We start from the raw sequence: 14,696 nt of genomic DNA on the forward strand, positions 1-14,696 counted from the left end.
TACACGTTCACGCTGTCGAGTTCCGACGACGGGCTCGGCGTCCAGTCCGGCGCCCCGCACACAACGCGTGTGCGGGGCGCCGGCGGATCACCCGGCTGTCACCCTTCGTGCAGGGCCCACCTGCTGCTGTCGACCTGCACCGTGCCGGGCAGCGCGATGAGTTCGGGCTTGAACAGCGGGGGCGCGCCCATCGCGGGCTCCCAGGTGGCCAGCTTCTCGTCCTGCGGGACCTCGATCCGCCGGTCCGCGGTGAGGTCGGCGACCACCTTCAGGAGCAGCCGCACGCCGAGCGGCGCCAGGTGGTCGCGCCACAGGCTCTGCGCGGTCGAGCCCGGGGGCACGAACAGGTGCTCCTGGGCGGCGAGCGGGCCCGCGTCGGTGCGCTCGGTGAGGTGGTAGACGCTTCCGCCCGTCACCTTGTCGCCGTCGCGGATCGTCCACCGGATGGCGTCCCGGCCGCGGTGCAGCGGCAGCAGGCTGGGGTGGTAGCCGATGGTGGCGACGGCGGCCCGGGCGCGGGTCTGGCGGCCGAGGAAGGCGTGCGAGTGCGCGGCGACGATGATGTCGACCCCGTCCGGGATGTGCCGCGCGCGCAGTTCGGCCGAGTCCGTCCACGGGACGTCCTTGTGGTACGCCCAGGAGCGCAGGCGGTCCCAGCACATCGCGTCGCCCTCGTCGGACTTCCCCTTGCGCAGCCGGGGGGCGGCCGCGCCGACGATCTTGTGTCCGTCGTCCAGCAGGGCTTCCGCGACCGCGACCGCGAATCCCCCTTGTCCTGACATGTAGATGTTCATCCGGGTCAGTCGACCTCTTTCAGTCCGCGGTGGTCGGGCTCGAACCGCACCGGCATCGTGGAGAACCCGGTCAGGAAGTTGGACCGGATCCGTAGTGCCTCCTCGGTCTGCTCGAATCCGGTGGTGAAGTCCCGCAGGGCCGTGAGCAGTTCGGCGATCTCCACCTTGGCCAGGTACGAGCCGACGCAGAAGTGCGGGCCGTAGCCGAAAGCCAGGTGCTTGTTGGGGGTGCGGCCGAGGTCGAACTCCCCGGGCCGCGCGAAGACCCGTTCGTCCCGGTTGCCGGAGGCGTGCCAGAGCGTGACGATGTCGCCCGGGCGCAGCCGTACGCCGTGCAGTTCGGTCTCCCGTACGGCGCTGCGCCCGAAGTGCATCGTGGGCGAGGCCCAGCGCAGCACCTCGTCCACGGCGGTCTCGACCGCGACCTCGCCGTGCTTGAACCGCCGCCACTGCTCGGGCCGGGCGGCGAGCGTGTGGACGCAGTCGATCATCGTCAGCCGGCTGGTCTCGTCACCGCCGATGATCAGGCTGTAGCAGTTGAGCACGACGTCCTCGTCGGAGAGCGGCACGCCGTCGACGGAGCTGGCGATCAGCATGCTGATCACGTCGTCGCCCGGGGACTCGCGCCGTTCCTCGACGACGTCCAGGAAGTACATCAGGATCTCGTTGCGGGCCATCTCGGAGTCGACCTCGTCGACGTCCTCGTCCTCGGCCGACAGCGCGGTCTTGGTCAGGCCGAGCAGGTAGTCCCGGTCCTGCTCGGGCACGCCGAGCAGGTTCGAGATCGTGGTCATCGGGATCCGGCCGGCGATCTCCTCCGCGAACTCGCAGCCGCCGGACTCGACGGCCTCGCGGATCCACTGCCGGGTGTTGGCCCGGACGCTCCGCGCGACCTCGTCGAGCACCCTCGGCGAGAGCACCCGCTGGAGGATCTTGCGCAGTTCGTGGTGCCGGGGCCCGTCGGTGACGGCCAGCATCCGGCCGGCCCCGGCGTCGCCGCCCTCCAGGAGGGTGACGAGCACGTTGCCGCGCTCGGACGTGAAGTTCGCGTCGTCCCGGTAGGTGGCCATGATGTCGTCGTGGCGGGAGAGCACCCAGAACCCGCGGCGGCCGTCGACGGGCGGGTTCCAGTGCATCGGGGCGGTGTCCCGCAGGGTGCGCCAGAACCCGTCGAGGTCGTGGTCCGCGAAGGTGGCCGGGTCGCCCAGGTCCACGGTGTCCGGTGGCGGCGTGCTCATGGTCACCAGTCCGTGCGCCAGAAGCGGCGCGGCTGGAAGGGGTAGGTGGGCAGCGGCACGCGGTGGCTGGCCTGCCCCCGGTGCAGGGCGTCGAAGTCCACCTGCTGGCCGGTCACCCAGGCGGCGGCCAGTTCGGCCAGCGCCCGCTCGTCCTGGCCGGAGGGCACGATGCCGTTGTCGGTGCGGGAGAAGGAGCCCGGGTCGCTCTGCGGGGCGGCGGCGGTCGTGGTGGCGGGGCCGCGGGCGGTGTCGTCGGACAGCGCGGCGATCAGCTCGGCGCGGCTGCGGACCACGGCCGCCCACCGGCGGGCCATCACCTTGCGGCCGAGGTTGAGGCTGAAGCAGACGTCGTCCAGGCGCAGGTCGGGGTCGGCCTCCAGCCGGTCCTTGAGCCGCGTGCGCTGCCGGGCGAGCGCGTCGTCGTCCAGGGCGGACAGGGTGGCCAGCCGCGGCCGGCCCTCGTCCTCGGGGGCGCGCCCGGCGGCCGTCGGGGCCTCCTCCAGCAGCAGGTGCGCGTTGTAGCCGCCGCCACCGATCGAGGTGATGCCCGCGCGGCGGATGCCGGCCTGCGGCTCCCAGGGCGCCCCTTCGACCTGCGGCACGAAGGGGGTGCTGGGGAAGTCGAGGTCCTGGTTGACCTCGGTGAGGTTGATCGTCGCCGGGAGCGTCTTGTGGTGCAGGGCCAGTGCGGCCTTGATCGCGCCGAAGCCGCCCGAGACCACGCCGCCGTGGCCGACGTTGCCCTTGACCCCGCCGATCGAGGTGGTCGCGGTCTGCTTCCCGAACGCCATGGTCGCCGCGTGCACTTCGAGCTCGTCGGTCATCGGCAGGCCGAGGCCGTTGGCCTCGTACATGGACACCGTGTCCGGGGTGACGCCGCCGACCTCCATGGCGTTGGCGATGCAGGCGCTCAGCCGCTCGGGCTGGGCCAGGCCGTACGCCATCGCGCTGACGCCGTTGTTGTTGACGGCCGAGCCCTTGACGACGGCGTAGATGTGGTCGCGGTCGGCGACGGCGTGGCCGAGCGGTTTGAGCAGCACGGTGACGACGCCGCTGGACAGCGCGGTGCCGGTGCCGTTGGCGTCGAACGGGCGGCAGTGGCCGTCCTTCGACAGGATGCGGTTCTCCTCCCACAGGTGGCCGCGCGGGTGCGGCAGGCGGACCATCGCGCCGCCGGCGATCGCCAGGTCGGTCTGGCCGAGGAGCAGCGACTGACAGGCCAGGTGCACCGCGTAGTGGAAGCCGGCGCAGACGGCGGCGACGGTGACGGCCTCGCCGATGAGCCCCATGTAGTACAGCGCGTTGGAGGTCATGGTGTCCGGCGACCACGCGAGGCTGGCCTCGATCGCCTCGGGGCCGACCGACACCCGGTCCGGCGGGGAGCTGTAGAGCGCGGCGGTCTGCGGGTTGTTGGCGCCGTACATGCCGATCTCGGCCCGGAGCCGGTCGGGGTCGTAGCCGCCGTCCTCCAGCGTCTCCCAGGCGCTCTCCAGGAACAGCCGGTTCTCCGGGGTCATCGCGGCCGCCATCCGGTCGCTGATGCCGAACACCGACGGGTCGAACTTGTCGTACGTGTCGAGCACGCCGCAGGCCCGTACGTAGAACGGGCTGTGGATCAGGGTCTCGTCGACGTGGATGTCGTCCTTGGCCAGGAACGACACGGACTCCCGGCCGTGGACGAGGTTGTCCCAGAACTGCTCCTTGGTGCGGGCTCCGGGTGCCCGCAGGGACATGCCGATGACGGCCACGTCGCCCGGGTCGTAGTCCTGCTCGGGGTTGTCGGTCATGGGGAGGCTCCTGCTTCGTTTCGAGTGAGGGTGGCTCAGCAGAATCAGCGGCTCGTAGCTCAGCGGCTCGTGGCTCGTAGCTCAGCGGCTCGCGGCTCAGCGGCCGGTGGCGCCGCCGCGGCCGCGCAGCGCGGCCCGGCGGGTGTTGGCGCGCGCACGGGCGGACTGGACCGCCTCGGGGGTGGCGCCGCTCTCGTCGTCGAGCCAGCGGGCGAGGGAGGAGATGTCGCGGAAGCTGAAGAGGTCGGGCACCCGGACGCGGCGGTCGAAGCGCCGGGTCATCAGCCGGGCGAGGCGGATGAGCAGCAGGGAGTCCCCGCCGAGGTCGTAGAAGGCGGACTGCACGTCGATGCTCGACGGTTCGAGGTCGAGCAGCTGGCCCCAGATCTCCGACAGGGCCACCTCGGTCGGCGTGCCGGCGGCCGTCAGGGGCCCGCCGGTGTCGGCGGCCGGCGGCTCCGGCAGCGCGTTGCGGTCGAGCTTCCCGCCCGGCCCCAGCGGCAGGGCGGCCAGCACCACGAGCGTCGCGGGCACCATGTAGTCGGGCAGTTCGACGGCGAGCCTGCCGGTGACGGCGCTCTGGAGCGCGGCGTCCAGCCGGGGGCCGGCCTGCGGCGCGTCGTCGCCGGCGGGCACGACGTAGCCGACGAGCCGGTTGCCCCGGACGACGGCGGCGGCCTCCCGGACTTCGGGGCAGCCGGTGAGCCGGGCCTCGACCTCCTCCAGCTCGATGCGGTAGCCGCGCAGCTTGACCTGGTGGTCGGTGCGGCCGAGGAAGCGGAGTTCTCCGTCGTCGGTGAACTTGACGACGTCCCCGGTGCGGTACATCCGCTCGCCGTTGCGGAACGGGTCCGGCACGAAGCGTTCGGCCGTGGTGCGCGGCCGGTTGACGTAGCCGTGCGCGAGGCCGGCGCCGCCGAGGTAGAGCTCGCCGGGCTCACCGGCCGGGAGCGGCCTCAGCTGCTCGTCGAGCACGTAGACCCGGTCGCTGGTCGTCGGCGGGCCGATCGTCGGCTCGTCCGTCCCGTCCTCGGGCACCGGCCCGAACGAGCAGAAGACCGTCCCCTCGGTGGGGCCGTAGGCGTTGAACACCCGGTCGGCGCCGGTCTCCCGGTAGGTGCGGTCCACCAGCTTGCGGCGCAGGGCCTCGCCGCCGAACACCACCGTGCGCACGTTCGGCGGCAGGGCTCCGGCGTCGAGCAGGCTGTTCATGACCGACGGGACGACGTTCAGGTGGGTGATCCGGTCGGCGTGCCGGCTCTCCGGCAGGTGCACGGCGCTCTCGACGAGCACGACGGCGCCGCCGCGGCACAGCGCGTTGAAGATCTCCATCACGGACAGGTCGAAGCAGACCGAGCTCGCCGCCGAGACTCCGCTCAGGTCGCAGCCGTCGAGGACCCGGTCCATCTCGGCGAGCATCGCCACGCAGCCGCCGTGCCGGACGGCCACGCCCTTGGGCCTGCCGGTGGAGCCCGAGGTGTAGATGACGTACGCGGTGTCGCCGGGCACGACCGCCACGGGCTTCGCGCCGGGCTCGGTCGTCACGCTCTCCCCCAGCACGACCACGGTCGGTCCGGGCGGACAACTGGCCCGGGACGCGGGGGTGGTGAGCAGCAGCCGGGTCCCGCTGTCCTGGACCATGAAGGTCAGCCGGTCGGCGGGGTAGTTCGGGTCCAGCGGCAGGTAGCAGGATCCGGCGCGCAGGGCCGCCAGGATGCCGACGAGCAGGTCGGGGGTGCGCTCGACGCAGATGCCGACCGGGACGCCGGGGCCCGCGCCGTCGGCGGCCAGCCGCTCGGCCAACTCCCTTGAGCGTTCGTTCAGTTCGCCGTAGGTCAGGACGCCGGCGTCGGAGTAGACGGCGGTCGCGTCGGGGTTCTTGAGCGCCTGCTCGACGAACGCGGAGTGCAGGGTCTCGGTCACTGGTCCGTCTCCTCGGGGAGGCCGGTCGGCGCGAAGTCACCGAGGGCCCGGTCGGGTTGGGCGATCGCGTCGAAGAGCACGGTGCGGTACAGCGCGAGCAGTGCCGTCACGGTCTGCCTTTCCAGGTAGCTCGGTTTGAACTGGACGTGGCCGGCCACCTCGCCGTCGATGTCGGCCATCGAGATTTCGAGGTCGAACTTGGCGAGGTGCCTGCGCACCTGAAGCGGTTCGAGCGGCAGCGCGCCGTCGGGCGTGATGGTGTCGCCGATGCCGTGGAAGAGCTTGACGGACCGGGGGAACGCGTCCGAGGAGAGCCAGTTGACGACCACGTCGAACCACGGGGAGCGGCCCTCGGCCCTCGGCGGCCGCAGCTGGGAGGCCAGCAGGTCGAGGGGGTAGTTCATGTGTTCCAGGAGGCCGAGCGAGAAGGCGTGGACCTCGCGCAGCAGTTCGCGGAAGCTGCGGTCGCCGGCGGGGTTCGCCCGCACCAGCACGGTGTTGAGGTAGTAGCCGATGGCGGATTCCCAGCCGGGCTCGGCGCGTTGGGCGATGGCGGTGGCCAGTACCGCGTCCTCGGTGCCGACCGCGCGGTTGAGCGCGGCGAAGAACCCGGCCAGCACGACGGTGCTGATCGACACGCCCTCGCGCACCGCGAACTCCCGTAGCAGGCGGGTCTCTTCGGCGCTCCAGCGGAAGGCGAGGTCGCGGCCCTCGTAGGTGACGCCCGGCGGCCGCTCCTTGCTGGACAGGTCGAGGTGGGCGGGCGGGTCGGCCAGTTTCTGCGACCACCAGTCCAGGGCCGCGCCGGCCGCCGGGCCGGCCAGCCACTGCCGCTCCCGTTCGACGAACTCCGTGTAGGGAGCGACCGGCGCGCTGGCGGCGGGGTCGGCGCCCTCGTAGTACTCCTGGAGTTCGCGGATCATGACGTCGGCCGACGCCGCGTCCGACGCGATGTGGTGGACGAGCACCAGCAGGTAGTGGTCCGCCGGCCCACGCGTCAGGAGGACGATCCGTACCAGCGGCCCGTTGTCCAGGTCGAGCGGCTCGTGCCCGTAGCGGGCCAGTTCCTCGCGGGCCTGTTCGTCGTCCAGGTCGGTGCCGTCCGCCACGACGAACTCGTACACCGGTTCGTCCAGGATGACCTGGTAGGGGCGGCCGCCCGCCTCCACGAAGAGGGTGCGCAGGGCGGGGTGGCGCTCCATCACGGCCCGTACGGCGCGGTCCAGGGCCTTCTCGTCGACGGCGGTCCGGATCCGGGCGGTGACCATGAAGTTGTAGGGCACGGCGTCCGGCGCGACCATCTGCATGAACCACAGCGAGGCCTGGCCGTGCGAGGCCGGTGCCAGTGCGAGGCCGAGGCCGTCGGCGCGCAGCTGGTCCAGGGCCGGTGCGTCGGTGGCCTCCAGCAGTCCGCGCGCGTCCAGTTCGTCCACCAGCTCCTCGGCGTCCAGTTCGGACAGCTCGTCGAGGTACGTCCGGTCCGGCTCGGCCTCGGGGGCCGGCGCCGGGACAGGTGCCGATGCCGGTACGGGCTGGGCCGTCGCGGGCGCGGCCGGTCCGGCGGCGAGCTCGACGAAGTGGCCGACGACCTCGGAGATGGGCCGGCCGTCCAGGAACACCACCGGCGACACCCGGTGCCCGAACAGCGACTGCAGCCTGTTGACGAGGCGGATCGCCAGCATCGAGTCGAGGCCGAAGTCGAGCATGCTGGCGTTCACGTCGAACCTGCTCACCGGCACGCCCAGCGCGTCGGCGAGCTCGGCGAGGACGACCTCCGCCACCGGCCGGTCCGCCTGCTCCTGCTCCGGGCCGGCCTGGGCCACGGGCGCGGCCACGGTTTCGACGGCCGGGGCAGCCGCCGGGGCGGGGCGGGGCTCGGTGTCGATCCAGTAGCGCTCCTTCTGCCACTGGACGAGCGGCGTCTCCACGACCTCGACGTCGTCGCCGAACAGCGGGTCGAAGGTCAGCGGCAGGCCCCTGACGTACAGCGACGCGGCGGCGCCCAGCAGGCAGCGGACGTCGCTCTCGTCGCGCCGCAGGGAGTTGATCGCGTGCACCCGGGCGCCACGGGTCAGCGCGATCTCCTCGACCGCGCCGCGCAGCGTCTCGTGCGGGCCGATCTCGATGAAGGTGCCGACGCCCTGGTCGACCAGCGCACCGATCGTCTCGGCGAACCGGACCTGGTTGCGCAGGTTGTGCACCCAGTAGTCGACGTCGGCGACGGGGTTCACCGTGTCGGCCAGTGCCGTGGAGTGGAAGTCGATGCCGGGCGTCAGCGGGGTGATGCCGTCGATGCCCTCGCGCAGCGGCTGGAGCAGCGGGTCCATCCCGGGGCTGTGCACCGGCCGTTCGACCCGGATCCGCCGGGTCGAGATCCCGTCCCGCTTGAGGTCGGCCTCCAGGGCGTCGACGGCTTCGGGCGAGCCGGAGACCGCCGCGCTGGTGGGGCTGTTGACGACGGCGACGGCCGCGTGCGCGGCGTAGGGGGCGAGCCGGGGCAGCAGTTCCGCCTCCGGCAGGTCGACGGAGATCATGGCGCCCGCGGCGGCCTTGCGCTCCAGCAGGTGTGACCGGGCGACCACCACGCGGGCGGCGTCCTCCAGCGACAGCGCGCCGGCCACGCAGGCGGCCGCGACCTCGCCCAGGCTGTGCCCGACGACGGCGGTCGGCTGGATGCCGAGTCCGAGCCAGACCTTCGCCAGCGAGACCTGGAGGGCGAACAGCACGGGCTGCTGGAAGTCCATCTCCTCGTACCTGGCCTCGTCGGCCGGGGCGGCCAGCAGGTCGAGCACCGAGCAGCCGCCGGCCGCGCGCACGGCGGCGTCGCAGGCGGTCATCCAGGTGCGGAAGCCGGCGTGCGAGCGCAGGAGTTCGCGGCCCATGCCGACCCACTGGGTGCCGCCGCCGGAGAACACCAGCGCGACCCGCCGGTCGACGGTGCCGGAGACCGTGCCCGTGACGACGTCGGGGTGCGGCCGGCCGGCGGCGACCCGGGCGAGGCCGTCCAGGACGTCCTGCCGGTTGCGGGCGAACAGGGCGATCCGGTGGTTGTGGTGGCTGCGCCTGGCGGCGAGCGTGTAGGCGAGGTCGGAGACCCGCAGGCCCGCGTCGCGTTCGACGTGGTTGGACAGCTCGCGGCAGGTGTCGGCCAGCGCGCCGGCCGTCCGGGCGGTGACGGGGACGAGGTGCACCTGCCCGTCGGCGGCGGCGTCGCTGCGGCCGGGCGTGACGTGCCGTCCGCGGTCGCCCGCGAGGAACGGGTGGGCCGCGACGGGGAGGCCGGCGGTGTACAGGGCGCCGAGCGAGCCGAGCAGGGTCGAGGCCTCGTCGGCGCCGCGGCGCAGCGAGGGCAGGGTGGCCGCCGGCAGGATCTCCGACACCGACTTGAGCAGGACGGGGTGCGGGCTGATCTCGATCACCGCGTCGACGTCGTGGTCGCGCAGCCTCGTCAGGGCGTCGACCACCCGGATCTCCCGGCGCAGGTTGTCCGCCCAGTAGTCCGGCCCGAGCTCGGCGCCGTCGACGCGTTCGCCGGTGACCGTCGAGATCATCGGGATGCGGGTGGTCCGGGGCCTGATGCCGTCGAGTTCGACCTTCAGCGGGGCGAGGACGTGGTCGACCAGCGGGGAGTGCGGGGCGTGGCCCATCCGGACCCGGTGGTTGGTGACGCCCGCCGCGGTCAGCCGCTGGACGAGGTCGTCGATCTCCTGCGGCGTGCCGGTGACCAGGGTGGAGTTCAGGCCGTTGTGGCCGGAGACGGTGAGCCGGCCGGTCAGGTGCGGCCTGACCTCGTCGGCGGCGATCATCACCACGATGCCCTCGCCGCGCCCCACGGCGAGCTGCTGGAGGAGCCGGCCGTGGTGGGCGGCCAGGCGGGAGGCGTCGTCGAAGTCGAGTGCGCCGGCGATGTGGGAGGCGGCGAACTCGCCGACGCTCTGCCCCACGACGACGTCCGGCTCCACCCCCAGAGAGCGCCAGGCTTCGGCCAGCGCGACCTGGAGGGAGAACAGCAGCGGCTGGAAGACGTCCATGTCGTCGATGCGGCCGTCCGGGGACATCAGCTGCTCGACGAGCGAGAAGCCCAGCAGCTCCCGCATCCGCCGGTCGGACTTCATCATGGACCGGCGGAACACGGGCATTCCGGCGAGCAGTTGCCGGCCCATGCCCACCCACTGCGAGCCGTTGCCCGAGAACAGGAAGGCCACCCGCGGCTCGCGTCCGGTCCGCTCCCCGACGCTCAGCCCGGGGGCCGTCGCCCCGCTGCCGAAGGCGTCCAGCTGGGAGCGGAGTTCGGGCATGTCGCGGGCGGTGGCCGCGAGCCGGAACGGGCCGTCGCCGGGCGTCCGGCGGCAGAGCGCGCGCAGGTCGCTCTCGTCGCGCAGCGCCCGGGCCCGCTCGGCCAGCCCCTCCCGGGAGTCCGCGGCCAGCAGGAGCAGCGAGCTCTCGGGGCGCGGCAGTTCCTCGACGGCGACGTGGCAGATCGCGCCGCCGAACCCGAACGAGCTGACGCCGCCCCGGCGGGCGTCGGAGCGTCGCGGCCACGGCGTCAGCCGGTCCTGGACGGTGAGGCCGTACTCGTCGAACATGATCTGCGGGTTCGGCGCGCTGTAGTGCAGGCTCGGCGGCAGCACTCCGTTGCGCATCGACATCGCGAGCTTGACCAGGCCGACGATGCCGGCGGCCGCCTCCAGGTGCCCGACGTTGGACTTGACGGACCCGAGCCGCAGCGGCTCCGTACGGCCGCCGCCCAGCACCGCGCCGATGGCGTTGGCCTCGATCGGGTCGCCGAGGGGCGTCGCGGAGCCGTGGCACTCGATGTAGTCCACGAGGTGCGGGGCGATGCCCGCCCGCTGGTACGCGGTGCGGAGCATCTTCTCCTGCGCCTGGGGGTTCGGCGCCGTCATGCCGTTGCTCAGACCGTCGTTGTTGGAGGAGCTGCCCTTGATCAGGCAGTACACCGGCAGGTCGCGCTCCAGCGCCACGCTCAGCGGGGCGAGCACGACGACGCCGGCGCCCTCGCCGCGGACGTAGCCGTCGGCGCGGGCGTCGAAGGACTTGCAGCGGCCGTCCGGGGCGAGCGCGCCCATCGCGTCCATGGCGGTGTAGTAGTCGGAGACGAAGCTCAGGTTCACGCCGCCGGCCAGCACCAGGTCGCTCTCGCCCAGCCAGATCGACTGGCACCCGACGTGCACCGAGACCAGCGATCCGGCGCAGGCGGCGTCGATGGCCATGCTCGGGCCCTGGAGGCCGAGGACGTAGGAGACCCGGTTGGCGATGATGCCGTCGTGCATGCCGGTCGCGGTGTGCGGGGTGATCTGGCTGTCGGGGCCACGGTAGTGCGCCAGGGCGGCGTAGTCGCCCCAACAGGAGGCCATGAACACGCCGGTGTCGCTGTCGACCAGGCTGTGGGGCGCGATGCCCGCGTCCTCCAGCGCCTCCCAGGACAGCTCCAGGATCAGGCGCTGCTGCGGGTCCATCTGGACGGCTTCGCGGGGCGAGATGCCGAAGAACAGCGGATCGAACCGGTCGATGCCGTCGATGAAGCCGCCCCAGCGCACCCGGTCGTTCAGCAGCTCGCGTCGCGCGGCCGGTACCGGCCCGACGGCGTCGCCGCCCTCGACCAGCAGCCGCCAGAACGCCGACGGGTCCGGCCCGCCGGGGAACCGGCAGCCGATGCCCACGATCGCGACGGGCTCGTGCGAGGGCGGTCGGCGGCGCTCGGCACCCGGGGCGGGCTCCGCGGCGCGCGGACCGTCGACGAGCGCACGCGCCAGCCCGTCGACGGTCGGGTACTGCCACATCCAGGTGGCCGGGACCTGCCAGCCGAGGAACTCGGACAGCGAGGCCGCGAGCGTCACCGATCTCAGCGAGTCCAGTCCGTACCGGTGCAGCGGCGCCGAGCGGTCCACCGCGCTCGCGGACACGTCCAACAGCTCGACAACACGGGAAAGCAGGAAATCCGTTACGGCGGAAATGTCTCGCGCTGCGCGCTCTCGGGGCACGGCGACTCCCTCAACAGGGCGGATGGAATGGACGGGTGGAGCTTCACGGCCGACCGGTCGGGGGGTTCGGTTCCGCACCCGGGCAGCCGGATACGGGGGGCGGCTCATGACGCGGAGGGTCCCCTTCGCCGCATCAAGTTCCTGGGTGGGGCCGACGGTTGGCGTGCGGATGAGATCGGCGTTTCCGATCCCCGCGTTCACGGCGAGCGAGAACTCCCGTTCGTGTACCGCTGTTTCAGCCGGCGGCGCGGCTCGTTCCCCCAGCGGGGGAAATCACGGGCGTCTCTGGGTCACATCGGTCCGCGAGTGCATCGACGACAGGATCGCGTACGCGGAATCTTCACCTGCACGGCTACTGTCGATGGGTTCCAAGGTCCATTTGGTCAAGCGCGACGAGTATGCTGATGGAGGCAAAATGGATCGTCAGTGCTAATCCGACCGGCGGACAGCAGAGTGCCAGTTTGTTAATGGTGAGACAAGCGCCATTCGAGGGCCGGTTGAGGCAGTGGCGAGATTTGATCTCCAAGTGTCCGGTTCGGGTTGGAGCTGTCGGCGGTCCGAAATGGCGCCCCGACTCAGCGGCGCCACCGCGTCACCGCGCCCCGCCCGGGATAGGCGTACGACCCCGCGAAAGGCGCGCTCCACCGGCACGCGATTGGGGTAGACAGCGACTCAGTGACCCATGCAAGCTGACCCCCATGGCAGTTGAGAATCTTGATGCGGCGTCAGCCGGTGCCGACCCTTCCTCAGCCGGACTCACCGGCCGCGACGTCGACGGCAGGCCCGCATGACGGACGCCACCGACACGGCCGGCACCACCGAAACCCCCGGCACCACCGGCGCCGGCGGCGCCGCGGCCAAGCCGGCGCTCCGGCCGGGACTGGCACTCGGCGTACTGGCCGGGGCGCTCGCCCTGGACGTGAGCGGTCTCGGAGTCCTCAACGCCGCCCTGCCGTCGGTCGGAGCGCGCTTCGACCTGGACGAGACCACGCTCCAGTGGGTCATGACCGCCTACGCCGTCACGTTCGCCGGCTTCCTGCTGGTGGGCGGCCGACTGGCCGACGTCCTCGGCCGGCGGCGGGTGTTCGAGGTCGGAGTCGCCCTGTTCACCGTGTCCGCGCTGGTCGGGGCGCTGGCCCCGGACACCGCGGTGCTGCTGGGTGCGCGCGCCGTCCAGGGCATCGGCGCCGCCCTGTCCGGCCCGGCCGCGCTGGCCCTGCTCACCGAGACGTTTCCGGCCGGTCCGGCCCGCAACCGGGCCTTCAGCGTGTACGCGGCGGTCGGCGCCGCGAGCTTCAGCGGCGGGGTGATGCTGGGCGGCGTCCTGACCCAGTTCCTCGGCTGGCGTTCGGTGCTGTGGTTCTCGGTGCTGCTGGGGCTCGCCGTGCTGGCCGCGACCCGCGCCGGACTGCCCGGTGGCGCCGGGCACAGCGGCCGGCTGGACCTGCCCGGCGCCATCACGGGCACGCTCGGACTCACCCTGCTCGTCGTCGGCGTGAGCAGTGACGGTGCGACGGCGTGGATCGTCCTCGGCGCCGCGGTGGCCTTCCTGGTGCTGTTCGTCGTGCGCGAGCACCGCACCGCCGACCCGGTGCTCCCGCTCGGCCTCTTCCGGATCCGGTCGGTCCGGGCCGCGAGCCTGGCGGCCTTCCTCCAGTACATGGGATCGGTCGGGCTGCTGTTCTTCGCGCCGCTGTACCTGCAAGGGATGCTGGACTACTCCCCCTTCGAGTCCGGTCTCGCGCTGGTGCCGATGTCCCTGGCCGTGTTCCTCACCGCCAACTTCGCCACCGGACGCCTGCTGGCCCGGTTCACCCCGCGCACGCTGATGGCGGTCGGCCTCGTGCTGATCGGCGGGGGTGCCGCACTGTGGCTGGGCACCCCCCACGACGGCGGGTACGTGCAGTACGTGCTGCCCGGCCTGGTGCTCAGCGGCATCGGCCAGGGGCTGAACTTCCCCTCGATGACGTCCGCCGGGCTCACCGGAGTCCCGGCGCGGCAACACGCCGTCGCCGGGGCGGTGAACGTCGTGGCGCAGCAGATCGGCGCGAGTGCGGGTGTCGCGGTGATGGTGCTGGTCGCCGCGACCAGCACGGACCAGCTCGCCGGCTACCACCTCGCCTACCTCACCGCCGCCGGCGCGTGCGTCCTCGGCGCGGCGGTCATCGCGGTACGACGGCAGGCCTGAGGGGCCCGGCCTGCCGGCTCCCGGGGTTCGGGGTTCGGGCTCGGGATTCGGAGCTCGGGTTCGGACGAGATCATGCGGAAGGGCGACGGCCTGCACCACGCGGTGCGGGCCGTCGCCCTTCTGCCGGCGGTCCCGGAGGTTCCAGGCGCCGGTCAGTTCCAGGGGTTGGCCGCCTGGTCGTTGATGGCCGTCCAGAACCGGGTGTTGTTGGGGATGTTGCCGTAGGCCCAGAAGGTCCAGCCGCCGGTCTGCGCCAGGTCGGACCCGAAGTGGCCGTCGTGGAACTCGGCCTCGCGCCAGCCGGCCCCGAAGGAGGCCTGGCAGAGGCTGTCCGCCGCGGCCCGGCTGTTGAGCCGGGCGCCCTTGACCGGCTGGCTGAGGGCGACGGTGCCCTGCGCCCAGCCGTTGTAGAAGCCGAGGCTGATCCCGGACGGGGCCGGGCTGCCGTCGACGTTGAGGCAGAGCACGGGCAGCGAGACCGACGGCGCGGTGTCGCCGTTGTAGGCGTTGCTCGGGCTGCCGCCGGGGCCGCCGACCTGGACGGTGCCCTCCGGGCCGTAGGCGACGACGGACCAGGTCATCCCCAGGTGGGTGCCCGGTCCGGTGGCGGCCTCGGCCGGGGCCGCGGACAGCGGGATCAGGGCGGCTGCGGCGACGGCGGTCGCGGTGGCGACGGCCTTCTTCAGACGGTTCATCAACTGCTCCTGGTTCGAGGCGTCTCGTCAGGCGACCGGCTCGTTTCGGCCGGTGCACAGCAAAGGTCT

7 protein-coding genes are annotated in these 14,696 nt (G+C 72.6%); 1 reads left to right on the top strand and 6 read right to left on the bottom strand.

The features are described from left to right. Positions 1-98 precede the first annotated feature (98 nt). The 5 genes from OG556_RS04000 to OG556_RS04020 all read right to left on the bottom strand — a co-directional run bounded on the left by OG556_RS04000 (position 99) and on the right by OG556_RS04020 (position 11,852). Positions 99-794, bottom strand: a complete 696-nt coding sequence (locus tag OG556_RS04000; RefSeq protein WP_371515881.1) for a formyltransferase family protein — start codon at positions 792-794, stop codon at positions 99-101. A 5-nt stretch (positions 795-799) separates the two neighbouring features. Further along, positions 800-2,038: a cytochrome P450 gene (locus tag OG556_RS04005; protein WP_371515882.1), complete on the bottom strand. Its 1,239-nt coding sequence runs from the start codon at positions 2,036-2,038 to the stop codon at positions 800-802. Beyond that, entirely contained in the window at positions 2,035-3,819 is a 1,785-nt protein-coding gene (locus tag OG556_RS04010; protein ID WP_371515883.1) for a beta-ketoacyl synthase N-terminal-like domain-containing protein, read from the bottom strand. The genes OG556_RS04005 and OG556_RS04010 overlap by 4 nt, the downstream gene beginning before the upstream one ends. A 96-nt stretch (positions 3,820-3,915) precedes the next feature. Further along, positions 3,916-5,742 (bottom strand): amino acid adenylation domain-containing protein, encoded by a 1,827-nt coding sequence (locus OG556_RS04015; protein ID WP_371515884.1) that lies wholly within the window; start codon positions 5,740-5,742, stop codon positions 3,916-3,918. After that, complete coding sequence (locus OG556_RS04020; RefSeq protein WP_371515885.1) at positions 5,739-11,852, bottom strand: acyltransferase domain-containing protein; 6,114 nt, start codon at positions 11,850-11,852, stop codon at positions 5,739-5,741. The genes OG556_RS04015 and OG556_RS04020 overlap by 4 nt, the downstream gene beginning before the upstream one ends. Before the next feature lie 679 nt (positions 11,853-12,531). Here OG556_RS04020 and OG556_RS04025 point away from each other — a divergent pair. Beyond that, positions 12,532-13,932, top strand: a complete 1,401-nt coding sequence (locus OG556_RS04025) for an MFS transporter (protein WP_371515886.1) — start codon at positions 12,532-12,534, stop codon at positions 13,930-13,932. Between the two features lie 152 nt (positions 13,933-14,084). Here OG556_RS04025 and OG556_RS04030 read toward each other — a convergent pair whose 3' ends face one another. After that, the gene (locus OG556_RS04030) at positions 14,085-14,627 is read right to left on the bottom strand and encodes a hypothetical protein (protein ID WP_371515887.1); all 543 of its coding nucleotides are present in this window, start codon (positions 14,625-14,627) and stop codon (positions 14,085-14,087) included. Between the last annotated feature and the right edge of the window lie 69 nt (positions 14,628-14,696).

The organism is Kitasatospora sp. NBC_01300 (assembly GCF_041435235.1).
Classification (GTDB): domain Bacteria; phylum Actinomycetota; class Actinomycetes; order Streptomycetales; family Streptomycetaceae; genus Kitasatospora.

Coding starts and splice junctions, on each gene's coding strand:
- OG556_RS04000 (WP_371515881.1), bottom strand. CDS start 794: ATGAACATCTACATGTCAGGACAAGGGGGATTCGCGGTCGCGGTCGCG.
- OG556_RS04010 (WP_371515883.1), bottom strand. CDS start 3,819: ATGACCGACAACCCCGAGCAGGACTACGACCCGGGCGACGTGGCCGTC.
- OG556_RS04020 (WP_371515885.1), bottom strand. CDS start 11,852: ATGAGCCGCCCCCCGTATCCGGCTGCCCGGGTGCGGAACCGAACCCCC.
- OG556_RS04025 (WP_371515886.1), top strand. CDS start 12,532: ATGACGGACGCCACCGACACGGCCGGCACCACCGAAACCCCCGGCACC.
- OG556_RS04030 (WP_371515887.1), bottom strand. CDS start 14,627: ATGAACCGTCTGAAGAAGGCCGTCGCCACCGCGACCGCCGTCGCCGCA.